This is a genomic window from Alteromonas sp. D210916BOD_24, assembly GCF_047159385.1.
Lineage (GTDB): Bacteria > Pseudomonadota > Gammaproteobacteria > Enterobacterales > Alteromonadaceae > Alteromonas.
Genome location: NZ_AP038333.1, coordinates 1,375,503 through 1,401,409 on the forward strand (window position 1 = coordinate 1,375,503; position 25,907 = coordinate 1,401,409).

General features: G+C 43.6%; 29 protein-coding genes. 13 read left to right on the forward strand and 16 right to left on the reverse strand.

Annotated elements, in window-relative coordinates:
• The first annotated feature begins 114 nt into the window (after positions 1 to 114).
• Positions 115 to 1,668 carry an NADP-dependent phosphogluconate dehydrogenase gene (gene gndA, locus ACMCM8_RS05980; RefSeq protein ID WP_412726442.1) on the forward strand — a complete coding sequence of 518 codons (1,554 nt, stop codon included), beginning with the start codon at positions 115 to 117 and terminating at the stop codon, positions 1,666 to 1,668.
• Positions 1,669 to 1,747: 79 nt separating this feature from the next.
• Entirely contained in the window at positions 1,748 to 2,161 is a 414-nt protein-coding gene (gene msrB / locus ACMCM8_RS05985; protein ID WP_412726444.1) for a peptide-methionine (R)-S-oxide reductase MsrB, read from the forward strand.
• A gap of 158 nt (positions 2,162 to 2,319) precedes the next feature.
• Here msrB and ACMCM8_RS05990 read toward each other — a convergent pair whose 3' ends face one another.
• The gene (locus tag ACMCM8_RS05990) at positions 2,320 to 3,213 is read right to left on the reverse strand and encodes a DUF2989 domain-containing protein (protein WP_412726446.1); all 894 of its coding nucleotides are present in this window, start codon (positions 3,211 to 3,213) and stop codon (positions 2,320 to 2,322) included.
• A gap of 131 nt (positions 3,214 to 3,344) precedes the next feature.
• Between ACMCM8_RS05990 and ACMCM8_RS05995 the strand changes: the two genes are divergently transcribed.
• The 7 genes from ACMCM8_RS05995 (at position 3,345) to ACMCM8_RS06025 (ending at position 11,779) form a co-directional block, all read left to right on the forward strand.
• Complete coding sequence (locus ACMCM8_RS05995; protein ID WP_412726448.1) at positions 3,345 to 4,790, forward strand: glyceraldehyde-3-phosphate dehydrogenase; 1,446 nt, start codon at positions 3,345 to 3,347, stop codon at positions 4,788 to 4,790.
• A gap of 181 nt (positions 4,791 to 4,971) precedes the next feature.
• Positions 4,972 to 6,102, forward strand: coding sequence for a M14 family metallopeptidase (locus ACMCM8_RS06000; RefSeq protein ID WP_412726450.1), 1,131 nt, complete (start codon positions 4,972 to 4,974; stop codon positions 6,100 to 6,102).
• 113 nt (positions 6,103 to 6,215) lie between these two features.
• Positions 6,216 to 7,874 carry an alanine/glycine:cation symporter family protein gene (locus tag ACMCM8_RS06005; protein ID WP_412726452.1) on the forward strand — a complete coding sequence of 553 codons (1,659 nt, stop codon included), beginning with the start codon at positions 6,216 to 6,218 and terminating at the stop codon, positions 7,872 to 7,874.
• A gap of 251 nt (positions 7,875 to 8,125) precedes the next feature.
• Positions 8,126 to 8,452: a hypothetical protein gene (locus tag ACMCM8_RS06010; protein WP_412726454.1), complete on the forward strand. Its 327-nt coding sequence runs from the start codon at positions 8,126 to 8,128 to the stop codon at positions 8,450 to 8,452.
• Positions 8,453 to 8,746, forward strand: coding sequence for a YeaC family protein (locus ACMCM8_RS06015; protein ID WP_412726456.1), 294 nt, complete (start codon positions 8,453 to 8,455; stop codon positions 8,744 to 8,746). It begins immediately after the preceding gene.
• Positions 8,736 to 11,564, forward strand: coding sequence for a DUF349 domain-containing protein (locus tag ACMCM8_RS06020; protein WP_412726458.1), 2,829 nt, complete (start codon positions 8,736 to 8,738; stop codon positions 11,562 to 11,564). Before ACMCM8_RS06015 ends, ACMCM8_RS06020 begins: the two co-directional genes overlap by 11 nt.
• On the forward strand, positions 11,564 to 11,779 hold the full coding sequence (locus ACMCM8_RS06025; RefSeq protein WP_412726460.1) for a hypothetical protein: 216 nt from the start codon (positions 11,564 to 11,566) through the stop codon (positions 11,777 to 11,779). Before ACMCM8_RS06020 ends, ACMCM8_RS06025 begins: the two co-directional genes overlap by 1 nt.
• 114 nt (positions 11,780 to 11,893) lie before the next feature.
• Here the strand turns inward: ACMCM8_RS06025 and ACMCM8_RS06030 are convergent, their stop codons facing one another.
• Complete coding sequence (locus tag ACMCM8_RS06030; protein WP_334014933.1) at positions 11,894 to 12,088, reverse strand: hypothetical protein; 195 nt, start codon at positions 12,086 to 12,088, stop codon at positions 11,894 to 11,896.
• A 41-nt stretch (positions 12,089 to 12,129) separates the two neighbouring features.
• The gene (locus ACMCM8_RS06035) at positions 12,130 to 12,306 is read right to left on the reverse strand and encodes a DUF1328 domain-containing protein (protein WP_014949832.1); all 177 of its coding nucleotides are present in this window, start codon (positions 12,304 to 12,306) and stop codon (positions 12,130 to 12,132) included.
• Positions 12,307 to 12,596: 290 nt separating this feature from the next.
• On the opposite strand from ACMCM8_RS06035, the gene yfbR reads away from it, so the two are divergent.
• Entirely contained in the window at positions 12,597 to 13,244 is a 648-nt protein-coding gene (gene yfbR / locus ACMCM8_RS06040; RefSeq protein WP_412726462.1) for a 5'-deoxynucleotidase, read from the forward strand.
• A gap of 112 nt (positions 13,245 to 13,356) precedes the next feature.
• Here the strand turns inward: yfbR and ACMCM8_RS06045 are convergent, their stop codons facing one another.
• The 9 genes from ACMCM8_RS06045 to ACMCM8_RS06085 all read right to left on the reverse strand — a co-directional run bounded on the left by ACMCM8_RS06045 (position 13,357) and on the right by ACMCM8_RS06085 (position 21,024).
• The gene (locus tag ACMCM8_RS06045; RefSeq protein WP_412726464.1) at positions 13,357 to 13,929 is read right to left on the reverse strand and encodes a CC0125/CC1285 family lipoprotein; all 573 of its coding nucleotides are present in this window, start codon (positions 13,927 to 13,929) and stop codon (positions 13,357 to 13,359) included.
• Positions 13,930 to 13,960: 31 nt separating this feature from the next.
• Positions 13,961 to 14,218, reverse strand: a complete 258-nt coding sequence (locus ACMCM8_RS06050; protein ID WP_412726466.1) for a hypothetical protein — start codon at positions 14,216 to 14,218, stop codon at positions 13,961 to 13,963.
• Positions 14,219 to 14,272: 54 nt separating this feature from the next.
• Positions 14,273 to 14,863, reverse strand: a complete 591-nt coding sequence (locus tag ACMCM8_RS06055; protein ID WP_412726468.1) for a hypothetical protein — start codon at positions 14,861 to 14,863, stop codon at positions 14,273 to 14,275.
• 2 nt (positions 14,864 to 14,865) lie between these two features.
• Positions 14,866 to 15,207 carry a DUF883 domain-containing protein gene (locus ACMCM8_RS06060; protein ID WP_412726470.1) on the reverse strand — a complete coding sequence of 114 codons (342 nt, stop codon included), beginning with the start codon at positions 15,205 to 15,207 and terminating at the stop codon, positions 14,866 to 14,868.
• Between the two features lie 191 nt (positions 15,208 to 15,398).
• Positions 15,399 to 17,480 carry a response regulator gene (locus ACMCM8_RS06065; protein WP_412726472.1) on the reverse strand — a complete coding sequence of 694 codons (2,082 nt, stop codon included), beginning with the start codon at positions 17,478 to 17,480 and terminating at the stop codon, positions 15,399 to 15,401.
• A gap of 11 nt (positions 17,481 to 17,491) precedes the next feature.
• Positions 17,492 to 17,944, reverse strand: a complete 453-nt coding sequence (locus ACMCM8_RS06070; RefSeq protein ID WP_412726474.1) for a response regulator — start codon at positions 17,942 to 17,944, stop codon at positions 17,492 to 17,494.
• Positions 17,934 to 19,448: a sensor histidine kinase gene (locus ACMCM8_RS06075; RefSeq protein WP_412726476.1), complete on the reverse strand. Its 1,515-nt coding sequence runs from the start codon at positions 19,446 to 19,448 to the stop codon at positions 17,934 to 17,936. The genes ACMCM8_RS06070 and ACMCM8_RS06075 overlap by 11 nt, the downstream gene beginning before the upstream one ends.
• A 4-nt stretch (positions 19,449 to 19,452) precedes the next feature.
• Entirely contained in the window at positions 19,453 to 19,677 is a 225-nt protein-coding gene (locus ACMCM8_RS06080; RefSeq protein ID WP_412726478.1) for a hypothetical protein, read from the reverse strand.
• Positions 19,678 to 19,692: 15 nt separating this feature from the next.
• Positions 19,693 to 21,024 carry a sigma-54-dependent transcriptional regulator gene (locus ACMCM8_RS06085; protein ID WP_412726480.1) on the reverse strand — a complete coding sequence of 444 codons (1,332 nt, stop codon included), beginning with the start codon at positions 21,022 to 21,024 and terminating at the stop codon, positions 19,693 to 19,695.
• Between the two features lie 457 nt (positions 21,025 to 21,481).
• Here ACMCM8_RS06085 and ACMCM8_RS06090 point away from each other — a divergent pair, with 457 nt between their 5' ends.
• Complete coding sequence (locus ACMCM8_RS06090; RefSeq protein ID WP_412726482.1) at positions 21,482 to 22,087, forward strand: exopolysaccharide biosynthesis protein; 606 nt, start codon at positions 21,482 to 21,484, stop codon at positions 22,085 to 22,087.
• A gap of 21 nt (positions 22,088 to 22,108) precedes the next feature.
• Here the strand turns inward: ACMCM8_RS06090 and ACMCM8_RS06095 are convergent, their stop codons facing one another.
• The gene (locus ACMCM8_RS06095) at positions 22,109 to 23,032 is read right to left on the reverse strand and encodes a LysR family transcriptional regulator (RefSeq protein ID WP_412726484.1); all 924 of its coding nucleotides are present in this window, start codon (positions 23,030 to 23,032) and stop codon (positions 22,109 to 22,111) included.
• 56 nt (positions 23,033 to 23,088) lie between these two features.
• Positions 23,089 to 23,439, reverse strand: a complete 351-nt coding sequence (locus tag ACMCM8_RS06100) for a rhodanese-like domain-containing protein (RefSeq protein WP_412726486.1) — start codon at positions 23,437 to 23,439, stop codon at positions 23,089 to 23,091.
• A 185-nt stretch (positions 23,440 to 23,624) separates the two neighbouring features.
• On the opposite strand from ACMCM8_RS06100, the gene ACMCM8_RS06105 reads away from it, so the two are divergent.
• Positions 23,625 to 23,936 carry an ArsR/SmtB family transcription factor gene (locus ACMCM8_RS06105; protein ID WP_412726488.1) on the forward strand — a complete coding sequence of 104 codons (312 nt, stop codon included), beginning with the start codon at positions 23,625 to 23,627 and terminating at the stop codon, positions 23,934 to 23,936.
• Between the two features lie 70 nt (positions 23,937 to 24,006).
• Here ACMCM8_RS06105 and ACMCM8_RS06110 read toward each other — a convergent pair whose 3' ends face one another.
• Positions 24,007 to 24,747, reverse strand: a complete 741-nt coding sequence (locus ACMCM8_RS06110) for a PRC-barrel domain-containing protein (RefSeq protein ID WP_412726490.1) — start codon at positions 24,745 to 24,747, stop codon at positions 24,007 to 24,009.
• A 197-nt stretch (positions 24,748 to 24,944) separates the two neighbouring features.
• Positions 24,945 to 25,301, reverse strand: a complete 357-nt coding sequence (maoP, locus tag ACMCM8_RS06115; RefSeq protein ID WP_412726492.1) for a DUF413 domain-containing protein — start codon at positions 25,299 to 25,301, stop codon at positions 24,945 to 24,947.
• A 415-nt stretch (positions 25,302 to 25,716) separates the two neighbouring features.
• Between maoP and ACMCM8_RS06120 the strand changes: the two genes are divergently transcribed.
• Positions 25,717 to 25,884 (forward strand): hypothetical protein, encoded by a 168-nt coding sequence (locus ACMCM8_RS06120; protein WP_412726494.1) that lies wholly within the window; start codon positions 25,717 to 25,719, stop codon positions 25,882 to 25,884.
• Positions 25,885 to 25,907 lie beyond the last annotated feature (23 nt).

Sequence of the window (25,907 nt, forward strand, 5' to 3'; positions counted from 1 at the left end):
ACATTTACCAGTGGCGACAAATACGGCATACCGTATCAAATTGTTGATGTTTGACTGTTCTTTATGCGTTCAGGTGGTATCATGCGCTCCCATCTGAAATGTGAGGGTGTTCCTATGCAAAATAAAGGTGGTATTTCGCACGATGACAAACCGTGTGACATTGGTTTTATCGGTTTAGGGGTAATGGGCAGTAACCTGACCATGAACCTGGTCGATCACGGCTACCGTGTAGCCTGTTTCGATTTAGACCAAAACAAAGTTGAATCTATTTTAGCGAAAGATGCAAGTGAGCGAGGCGTTAACACAGAGCCCCGCGTTGAAGGTTGCAGTTCTTACACCGAGCTTCTTAGCAAGCTTAAAGCCCCTCATTTAATTATTATTTCTGTCCCAGCGGGAAATCCAGTCGATCACGTATGTAACCACCTTATAGACGCGGGTATTCAGGCTGACGATATCGTTGTCGATACTGGCAATAGTTTGTGGACTGACTCTGTCGCCCGCGAAGAGCAATACAAAGGTAAATTTATTTTCTTCTCTACGGCTGTATCAGGTGGGGAAGTAGGCGCGCGTTTTGGACCGTCTTTGATGCCTTCGGGCAATCCTTATGCCTGGACCCGCATCGAGCCTGTGCTTAAATCTATCGCAGCAAAGGTTGACCCAGAAACAGGCAAGCCGCTGGAGAGTCACACTCCGGGTAAACCCGTTACCGAAGGTGAGCCATGTGCAACCTACATTGGGCCAGTTGGCGCTGGTCACTATGTGAAAATGGTCCACAACGGTATTGAATATGCTGATATGCAACTTATATGTGAAACGTATCATGTAATGCGTCAAGCTCTGCATATGGCACCAGCTGAAATTGCCGAAGTCTTCCGTCGCTGGAACGAAGGTAAGCTCAATAGTTATCTAATGGAAATCAGTGCTGAAGTACTTGAGCAGTTAGACCCTGAAACACATCAGCCCCTTGTCGATGTTATTTTAGATAGAGCAGGGCAAAAAGGTACAGGATTGTGGACTGCGGTCAGTGCTTTGCAAGTGGGAAGCCCTGCACAAACTATCACATCCGCGGTGTTTGCTCGCAGTATTTCCAGCTTAAAAGAAGAACGGGTGGCGGCCAGCAAAGTATTAGCAGGTCCACAAGCTCCGGTTATTAGTGATGAGCAAAAAACGTCTATTATTAATAAGCTGGAACAAGCGCTATATTGTTCGAAAATTTGTGCTTATGCGCAGGGATTTCAACTTATGGCGATGGCAGGCAAAGAGCATGGCTGGACACTTGAGTTTGGCGAAATTGCCAAGATTTGGCGTGCTGGATGCATTATTCGGGCTGTGTTTCTTCAGTCAATTTCAAAAGCCTATGAAAATAACGAGGAACTCGCGAATCTATTGATGGATCCGTATTTTGCTGAGCAAATTACGCAATTTCAGGCTGATTGGCGAGAGTCTATTGCTCAGGCCACATTAGCGGGTGTACCGTGTCCAGCAATGATGTCCGCACTGAGTTATTACGACTCTTACCGTACCGCTGTATTGCCTGCTAACCTATTGCAAGGCCAGCGGGATTATTTCGGTGCACACACGTACCAGCGTGTCGACAAACCAGCAGGTAAGAAGTATCACATCGAGTGGAGTGATCCAGCGAGGCCACAGACAGCTATTAAAAAATAGGCGCATAGCCGCTTGTCATAGTAAAATAGAGGTGTATTTGGGAACAAATACGCCTTTTTTCATTTAAAAGAGGTAATACATGGCGACTGATCATCAAAATGACGCTCAATGGCGCGAAAAGCTCAGTGACGAGGAATACCGAGTATGTCGCGAAGCCGGCACTGAACGGCCCTTTACCGGTACCCTGCTCGATGAAGCACGGGACGGCGTTTATGTGTGTAAATGCTGTGATGCACCGTTATTTCCCTCTGATACTAAGTTTGATGCGGGATGTGGTTGGCCGTCATTTTATAAGCAATTAGACGACGGTAACGTGGATTATCGCGAAGACTTATCCCATTCGATGCGTCGGGTAGAGATATTTTGTAAGCAATGCGGTGCCCACTTAGGTCATGTTTTTCCTGATGGACCGGCGCCTACCGGTCAGCGCTACTGTGTCAATTCAGTTTCGATGACGTTTATCGGTGAAGATAACCTCAGTATTAAAGGCTGAGGTAATGAGTGTTTGCAAAAGGCGTTATCTAAGGTAAACAGTTGGTTGTTTATTGAGCAGTTAGGGATGAGCGATCCGTAAAGCGATAAAAAAACCGCCAAGAGAAGGCGGTTTTTTATATCTTTTTCACTATCTAATATGAAACTGAGTTTCAGAAACTAGAGCTTTTTGAGCTTTAACTTTTCTGCGTTAAAGGTACTGTCCTTAAGTGCGCTCACCACTTCTTCAATGACACTGTCGAGGATGTTAACAGGTAAATTAAACCTCTCGCCCAATTGAACCCGCTGAATGTCAGGTAGCCTTTCATCAAATGCTTCTGCTACTCCATACCACACATAGGCCAACCGGTAATTGTCCCTGTCCATCGCGATGGACGCCAGAGAGTGATATATCTCTATATCTATTTCTTCGCTATCTGTGTACAGGCTTAGGGCGCGATACAGCGTATTAATAGTACGCTCTTGATCCGTCTTTATTAAAACAGACGCCAAGGCAACCAGTAACTCTGGATCGGAAACTTTGTCGCTAGCGGCGTAGCGTTCAAAGCGGCGGAATGCTTCCTGGTCGTTATAACGAGACCAATGATAGTAAGACAAATAGGGGTCAAGTGAATTTTTGGTTTCACGACTTAACCGACGGATTTCCTTTTGCGCAGTAATCACGCCTTTTAAACGCGTCGCTTCTTTGCCTTTGTGTTTGATGTGTTCGATGTGTTGCGCGACTTCAACGCAAGATAAGTACTCTTCAAACCCTAACAACATCGAATATTTGTGGGCATCCCCTTTACTGTCTTTGTTGTAATAACGAAGACGTATTATTTGGGCTCGCTCCTCGCGACATCGTGCATCAACGTTGAGATCGGTGCACATTTCGCTGTGAGCTTCACAGATTTCGCCTATGGTAGGCTCGAACAAATCGCTACACCCGGTAAGTGCCACTAACAGTGTACCTAAAAGGGTGTTGCGCAGAGCCAAGTACCAGTTTGTTGGAAACTTACTAAATAATACGTCTTTAAGCGTGTCTTTCGCGCGCATTATGAAACTTATCAACAATTTGGTGTTCCTTGTGTGTTTAATTATGATAGCGCTCGTCATCGTCAGACGAATCTCTACCTAGTGTACCCTAAAAATAATAAAAAGCTGACGTGTAACTAACCTTAATTTAAATCGATGAAGGCAAAAGCATGAATCAACAGTTTGAGCAGGAACTACAAAGCAGCTGGCAAGAGCGTCAGGAATACGCGGAAATGATGTTGCCCCTTATCGGGAAATTGTACCGAAATAAGGCAGTTGAAATTTCCGTTTACGGTCGTTCATTACTCAATGCCAGTGCGATTGACGTAATTAAAGCGCATCGTAAAGTACGCCTGCATGAAGGTATAAAGCTGCGCTTACGGGAAAGCTTTCCCATTTTAGAGGCGTTAAGTGCCATGCAACTTGCTCCTGCACAAATAGATATCGGCAAGCTTGCATTTGATTTTCATTATGGGTCTGCGGTTGACAAGAGTGACCTTGCGGCTTACCTCAACGAAAAACTCAATGACGTTGTTAACAAAGAGGACAACCAGAAGCCTCAAGACGTTGTACTATATGGTTTTGGTCGCATAGGTCGTTTACTTGCTCGTTTGTTGATTGAACGTCAGGGTAAAAACAATAAATTGCGTCTGCGTGCGGTTGTGGTGCGTGGTGGTCGCGATGGCGATCTGGAAAAACGCGCCAGCCTATTGCGCAGAGATTCAGTACACGGTCCATTTAATGGCAGTATTACTGTAGATCACGAACGCAATGCGTTAAAAGCGAATGGGTCTTACATTCAGGTTATTTATGCTAACAGTCCAGATGAAGTAGATTACACGCAATACGGTATCGACAATGCCATTATTGTGGACAATACCGGGATTTGGCGCGACCGTGATGGGTTAGGCTTGCATTTAAAAGCAAAAGGAGCTGCAAAAGCGATCCTTACTGCGCCGGGCAAAGGTGACATTAAAAACATTGTTCACGGTGTTAACGATGACGAAGTAACCCCAGAAGACACAATTGTGTCCGCAGCGAGTTGTACTACCAATGCCATCACGCCAGTGCTAAAAGCGTTAGATGAAGAATACGGCATTGAAAATGGTCACGTGGAAACCGTACATTCCTACACCAACGACCAAAATCTGATTGATAACTATCACAAGGGCGATCGCCGTGGCCGCAGTGCACCACTTAACATGGTCATTACAGAAACTGGTGCAGCTAAAGCAGTGGCAAAAGCCTATCCCAAATTAGCCGGCAAGTTAACGGGTAATGCGATTAGGGTGCCTACACCAAACGTGTCTTTGGCTATTTTAAACTTAAATTTGAAAACCGCAGTGGACAGAGTGACGGTGAATGAATTCTTACGTGATACCGCGCTTTTTTCAAAGTTACAGCATCAAATTGATTACACTGCGAGCAAAGAAATAGTATCGACTGATTTAGTTGGTTCACGGGCGGCATCAGTGGTGGACTCGCAAGCTACTATTGCTGCTGATAACCGTTTGACACTATACGTATGGTATGACAATGAATTCGGCTATAGCTGTCAGGTATTACGCGTAGTGCGCGATATGGCAGGCTTGAGCTTTCCTACACTTCCTCTCTAAGGGGGAAATACCCCACAGGTAGTGCAAAGCACAGCTGACTAAAAACCGACCGTTTAGGTCGGTTTTTTTGTCGTGTAAACAAAAGGGGCAATATCCAAAGCAATAATCCCCATCCACTGGGTGATTTTGTATTGGTGTCTATGCTAAATTAGCGCTCAAATAATGAGGAAAACGACAGTCTATGCATATTTCCAGTCAATTTGACAGCGGTAACATTGAAGTTGTTAGCGCACAATCACCACAAAACATTCGTCTTAGTCTCGTCAAAGACAACCAGTCTGAATTTGCCCAATGGTTCCATTTTCGCCTAGTGGGTGAAACATTTGTCACTCACACTATGACCATTGGTAACCTAGCTAAGTCTGCTTATCCGGAAGGTTGGAAAGGCTATCATGTATTGGCATCTTACGATCGTCAAACCTGGTTTCGAGTGCCAAGCGAGTTTGACGGAGATAATTTAGTATTTTCAATTACGTTGGAGCAGCCAAGCGTTTACTTTGCGTACTTCATTCCGTATAGCTACGAGCGTCACCTGGATCTTATCCATGATGCGCAGATGTCATTGTTATGTGAACATCGCTTTCTCGGATTAACGTTAGATGGACGAGATATGTCTATGCTGGTGATCGGAGAAGAAACCCCAGAGAAAAAGAAAGTTTGGATTACAGCTCGTCAGCACCCGGGTGAAACGATGGCCGAATGGTGTGCAGAAGGGATTATATATCGCCTGCTTGATGAACAAGATGGTCTTGCTCGGCAATTGTTGGATAACGCGGTGTTTTACATCGTACCCAATATGAATCCAGATGGCAGTGCCAGAGGGCATTTGCGTACCAATGCAGTGGGCACTAACTTAAATCGCGAATGGGCGACCCCTAGTGCAGAGAAAAGCCCAGAAGTACTCTATGTGCTTGATGCGATGAGTGAGATAGGCGTTGATCTTTATCTGGACTTACACGGTGATGAAGCATTACCTTACAACTTTGTCGCGGGAAGTGAAGGGAATCCCAGCTACAATGAACAGATTAAGGTGTTAGAAGATACCTTTAAGCAAGCTCTACTTAGTGCAACGCCTGAGTTTCAGGATGTCTACGGTTATGAGAAAGACGCGCCGGGTAAAGCAAACTTAACCGTGGCGTCAAACGCAGTGGGTGAAAAGTTTTCATGCATGGCTTACACAGTAGAAATGCCTTTTAAAGACAATGCTGACTTACCCGACGATGTGTATGGCTGGTCAGTTCAACGCAGTCGTCAATTAGGTGAAGATATACTGATTGCAGTTAATGCTGTTGTGAAAAAACTCATCGACTAAGACATCGGGAAGCACTGTCTTCCCTGTTAAGGCCTCTAGAAAAGAGGCCTTATGCTTAGTCAACAACGACAATGAATAAGAATAATTAATCATAATAAAAAAGGGGAAATACCTTGGAAGGGTTATACGGTTTTTTAACTATGCTGGATGGCTTTTTAGGAGGCGCATTCTGGTTTCCTTATGTGTTATTAGGCGTAGGTCTGTTCTTTACAATTTATCTTAAATTCCCACAGATACGCTATTTTAAACATGCGTGGCTAGTGGTAACCGGCAAGTTTGACAAAGAAAGCGATCCCGGTGATACCACCCATTTTAGAGCCCTGACAACTGCATTATCGGGTACCGTGGGTACGGGTAATATTTCTGGTGTAGCATTCGCTATTTTCTTAGGTGGACCGGCTGCATTGTTTTGGATGTGGGTGACGGCATTTTTGGGTATGACTACAAAATTTGTCGAGGTCACCTTATCGCACAAATACCGAGTGAAAACTGAAGACGGCACCATGGCGGGTGGCCCCATGTATTACATGGATAGACGCCTAAACATGAAATGGTTGGCTGTGGCGTTTGCTATCGCGACTGTAGTGAGTTCATTTGGTACAGGTAACCTGCCACAAAGTAATGGAATTGCACAAAGTATTGAAGCCACGTTTGGTTTTGAACCTTGGATTGTGGGTAGTGTACTGGGTATTCTACTGGCATTGGTTATTCTAGGTGGTATTCAGCGCATTGCTGCGTTTACTGCGCGGGTTGTACCGGTTATGGCGGTGATATACTTGATCGGTGCGTTGGCAGTGATTTTTGCAAATCTTGATAACATTGGTCCTTCGTTTACTGCGGTTATTGGCGATGCCTTTACGGGTTCTGCCGCAGCAGGCGGCTTTTTGGGTGCGTCGCTGGCTTATGCCTTCAATCGTGGTGTAAACCGGGGGCTTTTCTCTAACGAAGCTGGTCAGGGTTCAGCACCTATTGCGCACGCTGCTGCAAAAACTAAAGAGCCTGCGTCTGAGGGTATGGTTTCGCTGTTGGAACCCTTTATCGACACCATTTTGATTTGTACAGTAACCGGATTGGTTATCCTGTCATCTGGAGTGTGGAAAGAAAAACACGAAAACGTATTTGATCGTTCAGATATGTACTTTGTGAAAGGCCATTATGACGACAGTAATCAAGACGATGTGAACAAGCTCTACGGTTACTTAAATGAAATTGAAGGCAACGTGGTTGAGCCTTTCACTGGTTCAATTACAGTGGTTAATGGCACAGCAGTCAGTGATGGCTACACACTGTTAAATGCGCGCTCAGTTGCAGAAGACGTGAAGTATTCAGTGGGTAGTGAAGATTTGTTCACTGGCACACTGAAAATCGTTGACGGTAAACCTATCAAAGAGAACCTGGAAGTCAGTGGTAAATCACTTGTACACTCGGCGGCATTGACCACGATTGCATTTACCCGTGGTTTCTTTGGTGACTTTGGGCAATATATTGTATCAATTGGCTTGATGCTGTTTGCGTTCTCTACGGCTATTGCATGGTCATATTACGGTGATCGCGCGATGACGTACTTATTAGGCCCCCGTTCAGTTATGCCTTATCGGGTAATCTATGTCGCGGGCTTCGTATGGGCTGCATTTTCTGATACGACCTTGGTTTGGGCGTTATCTGCGGTTGCCATTGTGGTGATGACACTGCCTAACTTGTTTGGCATTGTATTACTGAGCAAAGAAATGAAAGATACAGTGAACGACTATTGGAGTCGTCACAAAGACTAGTGACAATAAATAGGTGAGGGGGGAGAGGAATAATCCTATTAGACCCTCCTCACGTATTATCGAGTGCGTTCTAGTACATACCTTAATCGGCGTTTTCATTGTCGGCTGATTTGACCAGTTAACAATTTCCTTAGATTGCCATAATCGACTTCATTGTTTGTCAGAACTTAAGTATTATACTCCTCCGCGTATAAACGCAGACCATGCAGTCTAAGCGTTTTTCTCTCGCACCCTACAAACAGGAGCAACATATGGCATTAGTTGACTGTCCTTCGTGCAACAAAAAAACGTCTGATAAGGCGAAAACCTGTCCTCATTGCGATTTTAAAATTGGCGATGCGTCTTCAGAGGATATCGAGCGCAAACAAGGCCTACAGAGATTTAAAAAATTGCAGAGTATTCAAAATCAATCTTTACTCGCTATGCTGATCTTTGTCGCCAGCTTTGGTTTTATGTATTGGGGGGGCACACGCCCGGGTGATTTACAACACAATTTAGCTATCTTAGGTGCGGTAGTAGGGTTTGTCTGGTATCTGATAAACCGTGCTCGTATCGTTTATATAAAGCGTTTTTCCTAAATGAATATCGATGCAATTTTAGCCAGCATGACGCCAGAAATATACGCGCGTCTACGCCAAGCAGTTGAAACGGGTAAGTGGCCCGATGGAACGCCACTCAACGAAGCGCAGAAAGCCAGCTCTATGCAAGCGGTAATGCTTTATCAAGCGAAAATCGAAAAGTCTTCAGAGCATATGACAGTAGGCGAGAACGGTGAAATAGTTCACAAGAGCAAAGCTGACTTTAAACGTTCACTGAACAGTGAATTGGACAACAAAAATACAATAGCGCGGTTTAAACAGGATGATATTTAGTCGTATATTTGCGCCTTCTTACCAAAGCCCAAAGCCTGAAAAAAGGATACAGGCTATCGAGGACCTCTCTCCAGATAAGGCACAGGAAAAAACTATTCTTCACGAGTTGGCTTTTAACGATGAAAATCCAACGGTTAGCTTGGCAGCATTGGAAAAACTCAATAGCTTTGTACTGTGGCTTAAGATGTCACAAATTGCCAAACAAAGCCGCGTTAAAAAAGTGGCGGAAAGAAAGGTAAATGACGCGTTGGTGGGAGAGAGCAGTCTGTCACTAGAGCAAAGCGAAAAAGCGGCTTTTTTAACGGAAACAGCTAATGCTGAGTTGGTTACTCAATTAGTGCCACAAATGCTTGAGCGCGACCCTACATTGCTGCATGACGAGCACCTGGCAAAATTACTTATTGAGAAGGTCAATAAACCTGTATTCACTCAATACGTCTTCTTTGACGGAGCAAATGAGCGTCTACAGCGCCTGTTAATTGGCGAAGAGTCAGATATAAACGTATTGCAAAAGTGGGCGCGTAAAGTTACACAAAGTGATCTTCAACAGCTTATTTCTACGCGCATCGAAGCGCTCAATGCCTTAATGCAAAAGCCCTTTGAGTTAAAGAAAAAGCTCACTTTGGCGCTGTCAAAGTATCAGGCACTATTAGATAAAAGTGATGTGGCGCAAATTCTAGAGAAGCAAACTGAACTTGAAAGTGAATTGGAGGAATTGTTTTCGCAATCGGACATAATGAACGACGAAGACAAATCCCAATTTGATGCGAAATATCAGCGCATAACGGAACAAGTTACGCGATATCTAAATCGATTGCGTCCAGCCTGGGAAGATAAGCAGCGCTTATCTGCTTTAGCCAATACCAAAGCACTTTGTGAGCAGCAGCTTAGTCATGCCCAAACACAAGTAGATTGGCTGTATAGTCAACGGCTTTGTGAAGCGACGTTAGCCGATGTCGCCACGGTAAATGAAAGTGTAAGAGGTGTTGAAGCCACTTTAGAGCAATTGGCGCGCATGGACAACGATGCCGCTAACGAAAATCGGGTCGCGGAAATTGTAGATGCGGTCAGTGTGTTGAATGCGAAACTCGATAGTTTTTCCATGCAACAGCAATACGGTCAAAAGTTGCTTATTAAGTTACAGCACCTTGAAAGTTTGTCACAAAAAATAGCAAACAATGAAGAGCGCACTGCTGATGATAAAGCGGCGTTTGAAAGCACTAAACAAGACTACTTAGTGCTGGCCAAAGAACTGACTTTTGTGCCCCGAGAAATGGCCAAACGGTTTACTCAAATTTCTAAGCATGTGATCTCACTAGAAAAAGCAAAAGATCGAAAAAATGCTGAGCGAGTTAAACACGTTCGCAAGCAAATCAGCGTATTAGAAAACCTGATAGACCAAGGTAAATTTCGTGTAGCGTTAGGGAAATTTAGAAAGCTACAAGAAAGTTACGAAAGCTTGGAATCTGACATAAAAGGGCAAGTTCAAAAACGCTTTGATAAAGTATCTCATGATGTGGCGCGATTAGAAGGTTGGCAGGATTATTTAGCTGCGCCTAGAAAACCTGCACTTGTAGAGGAAGCACAAGCTTTGGCGGGCGCTCCGGTTGAAAATGTGAAAGCGCGCAGTGAAGCAATTAAGTACTTGCGTCAGCAGTGGTTGTCATTGACGGCAGGTAATGCAGTTAATATAGAGTCACAACAAGCGGATCAACTCCAAGTTAAGTTTGATGAAGCACTGGAAAAAGCATTTGAGCCCTGCCGTGATCACTATGCCAAACTTGATGCACAACGAATCGCCGCGATGGAAGAGAGAAAAGCTATCATCGATGCGGTTCAATCTTTAGATAGTAATATGCCAGTGGCTGAATTAGCCAAAAATTACGATCGAATTTCCAAACAATGGCTTCGCGCAGGTCAAGTTGAGCGTAGTGCTTTTGAAAAGTTAAAGCTTGAATGGAAACAAGCCTCATCTGAAGTACAAACAAAAGTCAAAAATTGGCAAGGCGAAAACCAGGCGCAAAAACAAGTACTTGTTACACAAGTAAAAGCGCTTGTTGACGCTGAAGATATTCAACTGGCTGCAGATGAAGCGCAACAACTTCAAGTTAAGTGGAAAAATATTGGCCACGCAGGCAAACGGGACGAAAGTAAACTCTGGGCGGAATTTAAATCGGCAAATGATGCTGTGTTTAGCCGTTTAAAAACGGAGAAGAAAATTCAGAATAGTGCCCTTAATGACCGTGTAGTGGAAATGTTGAAAAGGGTTGATTGTGTAGATATATCTGCTGATGACACTGCTTTTAACGCTGAACTCAGTGATATAACGCGCTTAGTTGCTGACTTACCTAGATCGCAAAGAACGAAAGTAGAACGCAAGATTGAGCATGTGCAAACCGCCCGTCTTAACAAGGTAAAAGACGCCCAGTGGCTAGCGACGAAAATACGCGCTCAAGGGCTGATTGATTTACTTCAAGGCGCTCAGGATGCACAGCAAGACATACTTGAAAAGGTAGGTAAGCGTTGGGCAGTACTGTTTGAACAAGCAAGTAGTGACACAAGTCACAAGTATGACCGACACTGGTTAACAGTTGCGTTAGAAGTCGCAACACAAATGCCCAGTCCTGACAGTGATGCTTCGGTACGTTCAAGTGTTCAGTTGCAGATGATGACAGCTAAACTCGAACAGGGAGAAGCTCAAACAGCAACTGACATTTTGACCCAATGGATAGGGTACGACAAGGTTGAGCAGGCCGAACAGGCGTTAGTAGGCCGAGTAATTGTTGTACTTAATGCGCATCCAGAGGTTGTTGCTTAATGGAAAACACTGTCGAATTTCAGTTCCCATCTGAAATGACTGCTTATCGCTTTTTAAATACGGTCAAACACTTAGATGCCGATGGGCTGAAAGTAAAGTTCGGACGCAACGATCACCACGTTATGGTTAAATATCGCTATGTAGTAGGGGAGTTCGATAGAACCTTGTCTACACTTGATGACGTAGCCAGAGAATTAGGTGGTGAAGAAGTGTAGCGCTGTCGATAGGTTGACGTGTGTGATTTGTCACCGCAATAACGAACGGTATGAATGTCACTGACAATTAAAAAAGGCCAGAGTAAAACTCTGGCCTTATCTATATTAGATTGATTAACAATCTTTGTCTTCTGCGCCTACGCCTTCTTTCACATCTTCACAGGCATCTTCCACGGCGTTACCAGCGTCGGTAACAATCTCGTCCAGTTCTTCGCCTGCGTCCTCTGCTTCACCGTCACCGCATGCTGCAAGTGATAGCGCGAAAGCTGATGCTACAAGTACTTTTGATAAGTTCTTAAATGAAAACATATCCTTACTCCTTTTTCCTGATAAAAATGTTTCTGTTACTGTTATGCTCTAGGTGCTCTTCCACGTAACGCATTTGCGATAAGTGAAATGACTAGCAACGCGATAAACACAAAAAATAGAAACTGTGCGATACCTGTTGCTGCACCAGCGATGCCGCCAAAACCAAAAACTGCTGCAATAATGGCGATAATAAAAAATGTAATTGCCCAACCTAACATAGCTAAATCCTCTTATTGCTTCCGTTACCTTCACATTTAGTAATGCTAGCTTTGTGCCTATATTATTAAGTAATTGATATTGTTGGTTATTGTGTATTTTTGTGTGGCTGTGTATGTCGAATGTCGCAATAAAAAAACGCCGGGATTACAGGAGGTTTGCAATTTTTTCATAGTGGGGGTTGTCAATATTTTACCTATGGGGAAAGCTAGAACGAGGTCGTCACTTCACAACGCTGTGTTACTATATCGACTATTAAAAAATTTTAGTTAAACGAAGTAGGTAGGTGGTTATGGCAAACTCTCACTCAGCTTTCATTGGACTTATGCAAAGAGCGCGTAATGTTAAACGCTGGCCATTGATGGCACAGTTTCAGGAAGAAATGCTGTCTACTCATATATATGAAGCTTCGGTAGTTGCACACATGCTTGGTGCTATTGCGTGTGATGTTTTTAAAGAAAATGTCAGTCCAGACCGGGTGGCCGCTATGGCGATATTCCACGAAGGAAGTGAGATTGCAGGGATGAGTGACATTCCAAGCCCTGTCAAATACCACGATCCTGAAACGACCGCTGCTATCAAAAAGTTAGAACGCAGATTTGAGGCGATGCTGATAAAGACACTACCTGAAGCGCTACAGGCAAGGTATCAACCGTTAATAGAGCAGGACAAGGATGATATTCATGTCATGTTAGCAAAAGCGGCAGATGTCCTTTGCGCGTATTTGAAATGCGACTACGAGCTGTCAAAATCTAACTGTGAGTTTTCTAACGCTATGCAGGAAATGGAAGTCCAACTTAAACGGTATCGGGAAAAATTGCCCGCAGTAGACTATTTCTGTCAGATCTTTTTGGAAGATGCGAAAGGGACGTTGGACGAGCAAACCAAAGATCTGGAGTGGATTGAGCGCGCTAACAACCTACATTTGGAAAGTAATTAAGGCGTTATTTCCTCTACGGCTCTGCATCAAAGTTTCGCAGTCATGATGACATGACTGCGAAATTTTGGAGAAGCGCTCCTCTGGGAGTTAGCTAATCGATGTATGCGAAACACTATTTCTTGCGTTCGATAGACTCAGATAAAATATCTGTTACGACAAACGCATTCTTACCAAGGCTGGCAGGGTCTTTAGCCATTTTTACGTGGATCGTAAAATAAACATCGTTGATGTGTGTATTGACCACCTCATTGCTACTTGGCACAGCCATCGGTTGTGCCACTTCATCGCAGCCCGACATGGTACATTGTTTATCCGTTTGAAACGGGGCAGGTTTTTCATTTACAGCCATGACTTCCCGCGCTAATACGGGTTTCTTATCTACAGTTGTTTTCACAATAGTCAGGTGTGAATAACCTTGGTTTTGGGCTATTTCAGCGGCGCGGTACAGCGCGTATTGCTGCACTTTATCTGCAGGCGTTTTATCAGTTGCCTTAAATAGAACTTTGTATTCGTTCTCCTGTACCTTTTCACTGGAATAGCCGTAGCCAGCTTTAGACGTTGCCGATTTGTAAGGCGTTGGCGCTGCAACTGGTGTGGATGAGCAACCAGACAAGGTAAGACCGAGTGCAATGGCGATACAGGCAAAAAGAGCGGATTTATTATGGGGTTTTATAGTTACACTCATCACACAGATTCCTTAGTTATTGTGCTGGCGTTTATTGAAACAGAGAAAAAAGAGCGGTTCTGGCAAGAGCCATTAGTGCTTGATTTTGTCTGGCCTTGGGTTGTGAATCTGCAGCGCCCTTGTAGGCTCCTGCCATTGCAATTCCCAGCAGAACTTCAGGTTTTCCCATTATCAGTCTACATTGCCTTTTTGCCTGAATAAGTGCAACGTCTGCGTGGTGTTTTTGTGAAAAATAATTATGCTCTTTTTGAGCAATGTCCTTCATAGTCGATTTGAGAAAAACGTTCATCTTACTCTCCCTTTCCTAGGTTTAGCTTGAGCGCAAAACAATTTAAGGTGTAGCCTACATTGTGCGCTTCCACATTAGGATAAGCCGGCCTAAGCCCAAATAGCCAAATGCATTTTGCGCTAATCTAAATAGTAAAAATGTGGTGACCCCGTTAAATAACAACAGCAGGAACGAAATTGCGACATAGTGCAACCCCAGAACATGAAGCACACTACCTGCTGCGATATTTAAGATTAGCCAGCATACAGTGCCAACTGCGAATGCCGCCAAACCTGCAAATACCGTTACAAAAAAACTCTTTTTTATGAGCATCAGTTCGCTGTTGGTCAGTGCTAACAGGGCGAATACTTGCGCCTTGCGCTGGGTTAATGCTTGGTGAAACCCATCTACAATGGAAGCAAACGTAGGATCGGGATAATGTTGCTCATTGCTACTTTCTTTTTTGCTAGCAGTATTTTGCTTTTTGCTGTGTTGGGTTTTATTAGCAACCCCTGCTACTTGCCCTGAGGTTCCCTGTGCGTGTAGATCGCTAATGGCGTGATCACTTGAAGAACGAAACGCCTGCGCCCGTGGGGGCGTCAGGCGAAATGGATTTTCAAGGCTTACGATAAAGGATGCCCGGCGAAAATCGGGGGGGGTAACCATGACTATTTTTTGCGCAGTAGTGAAGTGACTAACATACCTGCAGCGAAGGCAATGCCAGCAGCTGCCACCGGGTTTTCAATGGCGTATTTACGCACTTTAGATGCTTGCCACTTTTGTGCAGCTAGACGCTTACGGGCTGACATATTTTCAGCCGAAGAAGTCGCTGTTTTGCGAATATTGTCTTCAGCAATACCAGCACTATTGGCAAACTTATCTACCGATGCATGCAAGGTCTCTTTAAGTTGATCCGTTACTGGGTGAGTAGACTGCTCATTCACACTGTTACTGCCTGATACACCGTTACTTTTTACCGTTTTCGATTTTGTCGAAGCTTGGGTAGCCATAATACTCTCCTTAATATTGTGGATTCATATACTGAACTGCAACCGGTATACCACTTCTAACGAATTGTATGTAGTTGATATTATTTATAAATTATTTGTGATTTTAAATTATGAAAATCATCGGTGTGCAACAATCACAAACCTTTGTAAGATTTTCGTATCGCAGAACAAGCGGTGGGGGAGTATTATTACTATTGTACAATGCTGACCAAGTCGTCTTTAGTCACTGGTTTAAGTAACGCACTATCAATACCAATTGAAGCCATGGCTTCTTTGTCTGCATCATGGCCACTAACAATGGTTAATTTTGCATGGGGGAGCTTTTCTTTTAATGCATTTGCCAGGTCGTAACCGTCATAGTCAGGTAAGGTTAAGTCCATCAAAATGTGATCAAAATGTTTTTCATCTGCTGACGTCAGCGCTTCAGAACCATTATAATACGTGGTTACGTCGTGACCTAGATGGGTTAAAAACAATTGGAGAAGTTCAGCTGTATCTTCGTCATCTTCAATCACGAGTATTTGTTTTCGCTCAGAAGATTGTATGCCGCTAGTTTTAGCAATTTTGTCTCTATTTTGCATTCTGCTTCCTTCATTAACATGTTGATAGCTTTCCTCACCCTCAGGAGCGTGGGGCTTATCCATTGGCATGTTTGCGACTTGAGTTTCTACATTGGTAAAGGTGGCATGATTGCCCGGCGGTAAATATTGGGCAAGTAAATTCGCCAGTGCAACGCGATCAATCGGCTTTCCGATAACATCATTAAAACCCTCGCGGATAAGAGAAGCTTTTAGCCCTTTTCGACTTGCGGCTGTCACAGCAATAACGGGAATGTTTTTACCGTGTCTGCGGATAGCGTGAAGCGCCTCTATACCATTCATAACCGGCATGTGGATATCCATTAAGACCAAATTGAAAGGCTGATTATATTCATCGGCTTGCAGTACGGCTTCAAGCGCTTTGACACCATTTTCAGCATAACTGATATCCGCCTTAGATTGACTGACTATGTGGCCAGTCAGTCGTCGTATCTCGCGTAAATCATCGACAATCAGTACTCTCCCTGCGACGTTTAAATTCAACGTACTGGACTCAACGGGTAATATTTGACCAAGTTCGAGTTTCACTTTTTGCTGGTTAGTTATATCGCCTGGATTAATGTCGAAAGTAAAACAGCTACCTTCCCCTAGACGGGAAGTAACTGTGATGTCGCCACCAAGTTTATTCACCAGCTCTTTGCAAATAGCCAGACCTAAACCCGCGCCACCGTGATTGGCGCGCATCACATCTTCAATCTGCTCAAAGGGCTGAAAAATGTTTTCTAGTTTGTCGGGTGGCATACCAATACCTGTGTCTTCCACAGTAAATCGCAACAGGGCGGGGGACTCGTCATCTGGCTGTCCCTCTTTCAATTCAATAGTTAGCGTAATACTGCCTTTGTCAGTAAATTTCACTGCATTTGAAATCAGGTTGAGCAGAACCTGCCTCAATCGGGTTGGATCTGTTTGAATAAACTCGGGAATTTTGGTGTCGGAAACCACATGGAGGCTTAAACCTTTGTCTTTGGCATTCAGTCGCATTAGGGAATGAATGTCAGTTAAAAAGGCTGATAGGTTTACTTCTTTGACATTTAACTCAAGCTTTTCTGCCATAATGCGGGACATATCCAGCAAATCATTCAACAAACTGAGTAAATGCTTACCGTTTGAGTGGATGATAGACAGTTCTTGTTGAAAGGGGCCATTGCGTACATCATCAATGAGTAATTCGGTATAGCCCAATATGGACGTTAGGGGAGTGCGCAATTCGTGCCCTAAATGGGCGAGAAACTTGTCCTTAGCTTTGTTTTTTTGTTCGACCTTATTGCGTTCTATACGTTCATTCTCGATATCCCGTCGTACCATGGCATAGCGAATTGTTCGCATGAATCGGGGGCTTTCGATTTCAGATTTTTGCAGATAATCAGCAGCGCCAGCGCGCATAACCATTTCATCTACGGTTACGTCTGACTGCCCCGTTAAAATTACTACAGGTAAATTGAATTGGTTTTGCTTCAACACACTCAACACATCTAACGCATTTTCTGCACCCAATAGATAGTCGAGTAAACACAAATCAAAACTTTGGTTTTTTAGTGCGCCTACGGCGTCATCGCTGTTAGTCACCCACGTCATTTCGAACTTAGGCGACTCACACCGTGCTAGATAATCAGAGGTTAAGAAGTAGTCATCTTCGTCATCCTCTATTAACAGAACTTTTATTACCTCTGTCATCTAGTGCTCCCTTACTCGTGTGGCAATTCTACAAACTCTATCCAATAACGCCCAAGTGCACGCATAAGTTCAACTAAACCCTCAAAATTTACAGGTTTAGTAATATATGAAGCACAACCTAGATCATATCCGCGCAACATGTCTTCTTCTTCTTTTGACGTGGTTAGTATAACCACTGGAATACTGCGAAGCTTGGGGTCATTTTTGAGTTCCTGTAATGCCTCTCGCCCATCTTTTCTTGGCATATTTAAATCTAACAAGATTAGGCTGGGGCGGGGCGCTGTTGCTGGGTCAGTATATTTTCCTTCGTGGCGAAGAAACTCAAGTAATTCAACGCCATCTTCCACACAATAGAGGTTATTAAGAACACGACTTTCTTTAAGCGCGTCCACCGTGAGTAGACGATCGTCTTCATCGTCATCGGCCATAAGAATATTGATTGGCTGGGTTTGTTTACGCGTCATTTTGTGTTTCTCCGATATTATTGTTAGAACCAAAGGGTTCACTGTCTTTTGGAATAATTATGGTGAAGGTTGCCCCTTTACCGGGTTCACTTTTAGCGGTGATTTGTCCATTGTGTCGTTCTACAATTCGGCGGCAAACGGCTAAACCAATGCCTGTTCCTTTGTATTCGCTCCTGCCATGAAGGCGCTGGAAGGGCGCGAAAATTTTTTCAGCAAACGATTGATCAAAGCCAATGCCGTTGTCAGAAATGGTAATTTTGACCCAGTCAAACTCATTCGATAACAAAATGCCTTTCATATCTTGCTCAGATGGTGTGTCGCATAGGATGTTTACCTGAGGTGTCACATCGTCGCTCTGAAACTTGAGGGCGTTTGACAAGATATTGAGAAACAATTGTTCTAATTGAGATTTATCGCCGCGAATAGTCGGCATCGGGTCAAGGTTTACTTGCGCAGACTTTTCGTCAATGGCAATTTCTAGGTCACTGATTACACTTTCAAAGGCGCTATTCAAATCTACCTCAACGAAATCTTTTCCTCTTGTAGATACGCGCGAAAAAGCCAAAAGATCGGAAATCAGCATGGACATCCGTTCTGCCGCATTAAGCATGCGGGCGAGGAAATCCTTGCCACGCTCGTCCATTACATCGCCATAGCCCGATTCTAAACGGTTGCCAAATGCACGAATCTTACGAAGGGGTTCTTGTAAGTCATGAGATGCGACAAATGCAAAGTCTTCCAGCTCTCGGTTGCTGCGTGCCAGTTCGTCTGAATAGAGGCTGAGTTCCTGGGTTCTATCAGCAATGCGCGATTCGAGATCTTCGTTAATGTTTTCGAGATCTGCCTGATATTTTTCGTGTTCTCTTGAATTTATTTTAAGTAGCAAAAATACGGCAATAATAAGTAACAGGGTGGTTGCTGACGAAATAATAAGTGTATTCACAGAGTCGCGACGCAGACTAAGCAAGTTAGCCAAATGGGTGCCCTGCATGTCTCTTTCTGAGTCGTCAATTTCCCTAAACAAGGTCTCGAACCGTTTATACAGTGCAATACCTTTGTCGCTGTTAACCAAGTTAACAGCATCCTGCATTTGATCTGCCTTAGCTAACTCAACGGCTTCTATCACTTCGTTAATTTTCAGTTTTGTGAGCGCAAGGAGTTCACTGATACGTTGTGGTTGCTGCTCGATATCAGAAGAATAAGCGCTTACCTCTACTTCTTCCATGACTTCGCTCACTATACCGAGGGTTTCGGTATAGTCAGTAAGGTACTCTTCATCGCCTGTCAGCATAAACCCACGCTGACCAGACTCAATTCGCAGTACTGCCACGTGTAAGCGGTTTACCGCGTTAATCACGCGGTTTGTGGTGAAAAGCCTAGCTTCCAGTGCAGATAAGTCATTAAGCGTACTGACTACATAAAACGAATTAGCAGTAATGATCGCTATGACTAATACAGCGAGAATTATCCAGCTGTAAATAGAAGATAAAACCCTGTTTATCATTGAGTTAATCCGTCAGGTTTTCACCCATCGCCGATGTAAGATCGGCGAGGGTGTGGCTGCAGTCTTTAGCACTGCTTATTATTTTGTCCAACGCTGCATATGCTTTATCAGCAGACACTTCACCAGACAGTGCCATTTTGACAAGCTCCGCTTGCATTGATATGCGATTCAATGGTTTGCGTGCATCGTGTACGAAAGCACTAAGTTGAGAAAACTCTTCATTAGTCATACATCACACCTTGTCTCAGTCGTCTTTGCTCAAATCACCATATGCATGCAGGCGGTTGTAGAGAGTTTTGGTACTGATACCTAACATCTCTGCTGCCATAGTTTTGTTGCCGTTCACTTTTTCTAAAGTGGCGTAGATCAACTCTTTTTCTACGTCCTCTATAGTGCGTCCGGCTTGCAAAGCTGGAGTGGTACTTTGTTTTTGAGCAAATGGCGACTCAATGGTTTTAGGTAATTCAATATCGCTTTGTTCGGGATCACTCATGATGGCAGCGCGATGAACAAAGTGCCTTAGTTCCCGTACATTGCCTGGCCAATCATAAGCTTGAAGGGTTTCGAGCTGGCAGTCATTCCACTTGAAATTGGAGCCATTATCTTTGTTAAATTCAGCAATAAAGGTTTTCGCTAACAGGGGAATGTCTTCTTTGCGCTCTCTAAGAGGCGGGATGGTGATAGGAAATACCGCAAGGCGAAAATAGATATCTTCGCGTAGCACTTTACTCTGTGCTATTTCTTCCATAGTCCGGTTAGTTGCCGACACAACCCGACAGCTGACAGGTATAGTTTTTGTACCGCCTACCCGTATAACCACTTTGTTTTCAAGCACGCGCAGTAAGTTAGGTTGCATGTCTATTGGCATTTCGGTGATTTCGTCGAGAAATAACGTGCCACCCTGAGCCTGTTCAAAGACCCCTTCTTTTCTGCCTACGGCACCGGTGAACGCGCCTTTCTCGTGCCCGAACAGTTCACTGCCAATCAGTTCTTTCGAGAACGCGCCACAGTTGGTAGCGATGTAGGGACCTTCACTTTCTGATGCCCGATGAATAGCTGCTGCCACCACTTCCTTACCCACGCCACTTTCCCCTAGTAGCATCACATTCGCACTTGTTTTACTGACTCGAGAAATTAATTTGTATAACTCTTTCATTACGGGCGATTCACCAATCAGCAAATCAAAATACTTCTCGATGACTTCCGTTGCAGGGGAGGGAGCCTTAGGTTTTTGACTTAAAACCGCTTCGATTTCTTCTCTTTGGATAGGTTTGACAAGGTAATCGATATTTGGACCACACAGACCTTTAATAACACCTTTTACCGACGGGTGGCCGGTGATGAGTGTAATTCTAGGGCGCTTGGGCAATGCATCCAGCTCATCAAACAAGTGTGCTCCACTGCCATCCGGTAACATAAAATCTAACAGTACGTGGTCAAACGTTTCTTTCTCAAGCCAACTTCTCGCTTCTTCAAGCGTGCCAGCGGTAAGCACTTCATGACCTAAAAATTCAATAATGGTACAAGCGACTTCTGTAAATTCAGCATCATCATCGACTAGCAATACGGTAAGCACGTGGATGTCCCTCTCTTTCAATTCCAAAAATTAGAAATAAATGGAATATTATCAGTAATATATTTTTATCATACGCTAACAAATTGCCAGTGTTAATGTGCAGATTATCACCATGAGAACGGTGTTTTTGCACATTATTTCTGCTGATATAAGCATCTAAACACGGGGTCATCATAGACCTTTTCCAGATGTTTTAGATATGCCGCCTCAAAGGCTACTGTAAATTTGTAACGCTTCTGTGTGATATTTTCAAAAAAACATGCTCAGCTTTTGCAAAATACATTCCTTTTGTTACCGACAGCCACAAGTTCATCGATGGCATATATATTGAACGATTAGCGTTATATCCAAGTGTCAATTTGGAGAGGGCGAGGAGCGGCACTGCATAGCAACGCGTCCGACTGTCCTATAAATAAGTTGGTATTTGGCAGATGAATTACTATCAAAGGAACTGAAGATGTGGGTTAGAACCGCTGATAAATCAATGACATTGTACGAGATGCTGGTGAAGATGCAGCCTCGTAACAAGCAAGATGTCTTCGAATTTGGTGATTTTTGGGACGTGATGGAAAAACGTGGCTTCGGTCCTATGCTCGCGTTTCCATCCTTTATAGCTTGTACGCCAATTGGCGCGATTCCAGGCGTACCTTCACTAGCAGGTGGGACAATATTACTCATAGCATTGCAAATTTTACTCGGTCGTAGACATCCGTGGTTACCTCAGAAAGTAATGGAACTTCAATGCGATGCTGATCAATTAAGAGCGATTGTCGAACGTGTAAAACCCTTTGCTGTAAGGATTGACAGATTTTTGGTTCCTCGATGGTTCTTTATGCGACAACCTGTTTTCAGATCGCTTATAGCGTTGTGTTGCGTAGGGTGTGGAATGGTAATGATCCCATTTGAGTTGATCCCTTTTATGGGGCTTATACCAGCTTTCGCGGTGTTTATTATGGCTATCGGGATGGCCACTGATGATGGTGCAGTGGCACTTATCGGCGTGTCCATGTCTTTGTTTGGTTTTGTGCTGGGTTTTGAATCTCTCGCGAGCGCTGTTTCGTAGCGAGCAGGCACTTTATAAACATCACTCAATACAATTATCTAGCATAAAATCAGAAGAAGGAAGTTGCATAGTCTGGTAGCGTAATTCTCCAATAAATGCTCGCGCAGCAGGGCCTAAAGTATCACCGTCTTCAAATGACAAATACAGTAAAGCTTTGCGAAGTGCCGCATTGTTGTCGAGGGGAAGGGGGACTAACATGCCGTCTGCCAGCTCTTGTTTGATAATGGCAATAGGTAGCCAGGCAAATCCCAAGCCTTGTGAGATGATATCTAGCGAGGTTCGGACATGTCCAACTGTCCAACGCTGTTCCGCGCCCAACCAGCCTACATCAACCTTGCGCTCCGCTGATGAGTCTCTAACGACAATTTGTCGATGCGCTTTTAAATCTTCTAGGGTTAACGTGCGATTAAGTTGGTGAAGAGGGTGATTCGCATGTGCCACAGCCACAAACTCAATCTCACAAAGGTCTTCACTGAACCCTGTAGGAAACACGAAAGGGGAAATGCCTAAATCCACTTTTCCACTGCTCAGTAGCGAGTTTGCGCCACTTAACACAGTCTCTTCAATCTCAATTCTCAAAAGGGGGAACTCTGCTGACACCTTAGTTAATACATTGTAAAGCAGCTCTGACGGGAAAATGATATCTACCGCAATCCGCAACGTTGTTTCTGTGCCCGATTGAAGACTCGTGGCAACGGCTTCCAGTTTATGTGCTTCATTGAGAAGAAAAGTTGCGCGGCGATACATAAGTTCACCTTGCGGCGACAGTTTGACTTTACGCCCCACATTTTCAAACAACACCACGCCAATGGCGTTTTCTAGTTTTTGTACAGCGTGATGAACACTGGACTGGCTCTTGTGAACTTCCGCGGCGGCTTGGTTAAAACCCCCTGCATCAACGACAGCTTTGAACATTCGCCATTGTTCTAACGTAGATTTGAGCATGTAAGAGTTTTCCTTGAATTCTTACACGCTCTTATAGCATATGCGATGCTAAGCTGTCATTCCTCGTTTGCTTGATTGATTTGAGGAATGGGACAGGTGATTACCGTTACATTTTCATAACCCATTTTGACCAGTTGCTCTGCCGCGAGTTTGGCACGCATGCCAGAGGCACAGTGTAGGTAAATAGGGTGATGAGGATCGGTGACTTTTTCTATTATTTTCATTTCTAGCACCCCTCGAGGAATATTCAGTGCGGCCTCGACAGGTTGGCCTTCTACTTCGCCTGGCTCCCTAACGTCAACTAATAAACCATGATTTTGTTTCATTTCCTTGGCTGCAAGGCTTGCAGTTATGCATCTTAAATCGCAGTCTATATTCTCTACGCGGGTCTTTACATCTATAAGCATGGTATATTGTCCTCAATCTTGGTAAATATTTAATATAAGTCTATTCTAATGTATATTGGCGCAAGTAGAAAAAATTATAAATAAGAAATTTCGTCGCATATTTTGGTAACTTAATAAGTTTTCTTATACTTCAGTATAAATAGTCGCTACATTGTTGCAAAATTATTGATTAATTGAGAGTAGTTATGACCGAGGAAATAGTAGTTGGTGCGGATGATATGATGGAACATGCATCAGACGCTGAAGCCTTTCTAAAGCAATTCGCCAACAAAACCCGATTGATGGTGCTTTGTTCGCTGCTAAAAGAAGAAAAATCAGTGACTGAACTACTTGATGTGGTAAAAGTGTCACAACCTGTAATATCCCAGCATTTGGCTCTGTTAAGGGAGTCACAGATGGTAACTACACGACGAGAAGGCCAAACCATATACTATCGTTTGGCCGATGAGCGGGTTAAGAGACTGATATCTCTTATGTATGAATTTTTCTGTGCGTAACACCCTGTGAGGTAAACGGAACATTGCAAAGTACAGTGATAACAATACACCATCTGTACATTGGGGGCTTTTAGCCTTCAATGGCAGTAAAAAGCTCGTCTATATAGCCTACTTCGCCAAGTCTATCGCTATCGACTTCTGGACGGTCTTCGAGCTTTTCGTGCGTCAGAGAGACTGCAACATGATGCGCTGCCCAATCGATTTTCTTAATATCACTGGGTAACAACGCCAAGTGTTTGCCGCCGGGCAACCAGTTATTAGTATCGACTACCAACAAGACAATTTTCCAGCTGTAAGTATCAATAATAAAGTTACTGATATGTCCAACTTTATCGTTCTGTGTGGCAACCTCATAGCCACCAACTTCGCTACAAGCGCGCAGGTGATTTTCTGTTTTTTTCGGATGTTGTAACCCCGACTCTTCTTGCCTTTGCAGTTCTACGAGCTCATTGGGATGAGCGAATTCTCCCCATGCACCAGGCCCAATCCAATAGTAGCCATAGCCAAAATATTTAAAGAGGTTTTCTTCGTACTCTCTAGAAACCGGTTTATGTTCATCGATGGAAGGACTGTTTTTGAGGGTATCAACAGTCATATTGATGTGGACGTTACCCTCGTCTATGTCGAGGTGTTTTACTGATATGGGGGAAATAACCACTTTGCGGCTTAATGGAAACCAGGTGTTAGTGTCAGCGACCAAATATCTGACAACATAGGTTTCATCATCAAACAGAATGTCACGGATGCCGCCAATGCTATCGTCTGTTGCGCGGATTGAAAAATGAGTAAGTTGTTTTGAAGTTACGATCATTATTGTGCCTCCTTTGCATGAGCTGTACTAACAAAGTAGCTATCTATTGCGTACATTGATGAGTGACGTACACACATATAAGTGTAGACACTCTCTAGCTTTTCTCCATTTTGTTCTGTTGCTAAGGGTATTGAGATCACCTTTGCCTCAAACAAAAAGACCCGCTTGTAGCGGGTCTTAGAAGAATCTAGCGGTGCTTACGCAACATCAAACTCGTCGTCAGAGAAATCATCGTCGTAATCTGACTGGTTGCTAGCGCTGCTGTGCAAGGTGTAGAAATGTTTTTTACCCCTTGCTAAGCGAACGTATTTGGCCCAGGCCTTTTCTAAATTGTTAGCAGCTTCAACCTGTCCGCTGATAAAGCTGACAAAATGTTGTTCGTCTTCACTTTCAGGCGAAAGTTCACCACTTTCTAATCCCAATAGCGTTTTGCCATATTGGGTGAGAAGATCGGCTTCGGTTATACTAAAATCGCCTGACTTTCGAAAGCCATACGGAAATTTCTGACGATCGATATACGGTTTTGCAGAGAGTCGAATAGCTAAACTTTTCATGTTATACCCAACGTAATAGTTTGTTCAGCGAACTTTTAAGGGAATTGAATTAGAAGATAAAACAAAAGTTTTTTCTCTTATCAATAAAAAATTTTTAAGTGTCTATTTCTTAAAAATAAAGCCATAAAAAAGAATAAAAAAAACACAGCTTAAAATGGCTTTCTTCTGACAGTTTATCTTTGTAAGTTGCTGTTATGTAATGTGATTGTGTTTTTTATTGTCTGTTACCCTTGTTCAGTAGATAAACCCCAACAGAATGGTTGAAATGAGAATGTAAAAATTACTTTTCTTGCTGTAGCAGCTAATTTCGTCATTAAAATTTCTTGTCGCTACGATGATTAAAATTCGTTTTCTATTTTTTACGTTAGGTCAATAATTAAGATGTATTTTCAACCTAAACTAACTAGAGAAAGCAATGAGTAAAGACTATCGTTACCAGCGTGATGAATGGGACTCGGTAGAAGAGGATGATGTTCACGCTAAAAAGCCTAACGGTAAACGTCAAAGTAACGTGAAGGCAAAACAGAAGCGTGACCTGCAGCGCCGCGATAAACAGCGTCGCTTGCACCAAGAAGAGCACTAATTCAACAGTTTGGTGAATTAAAG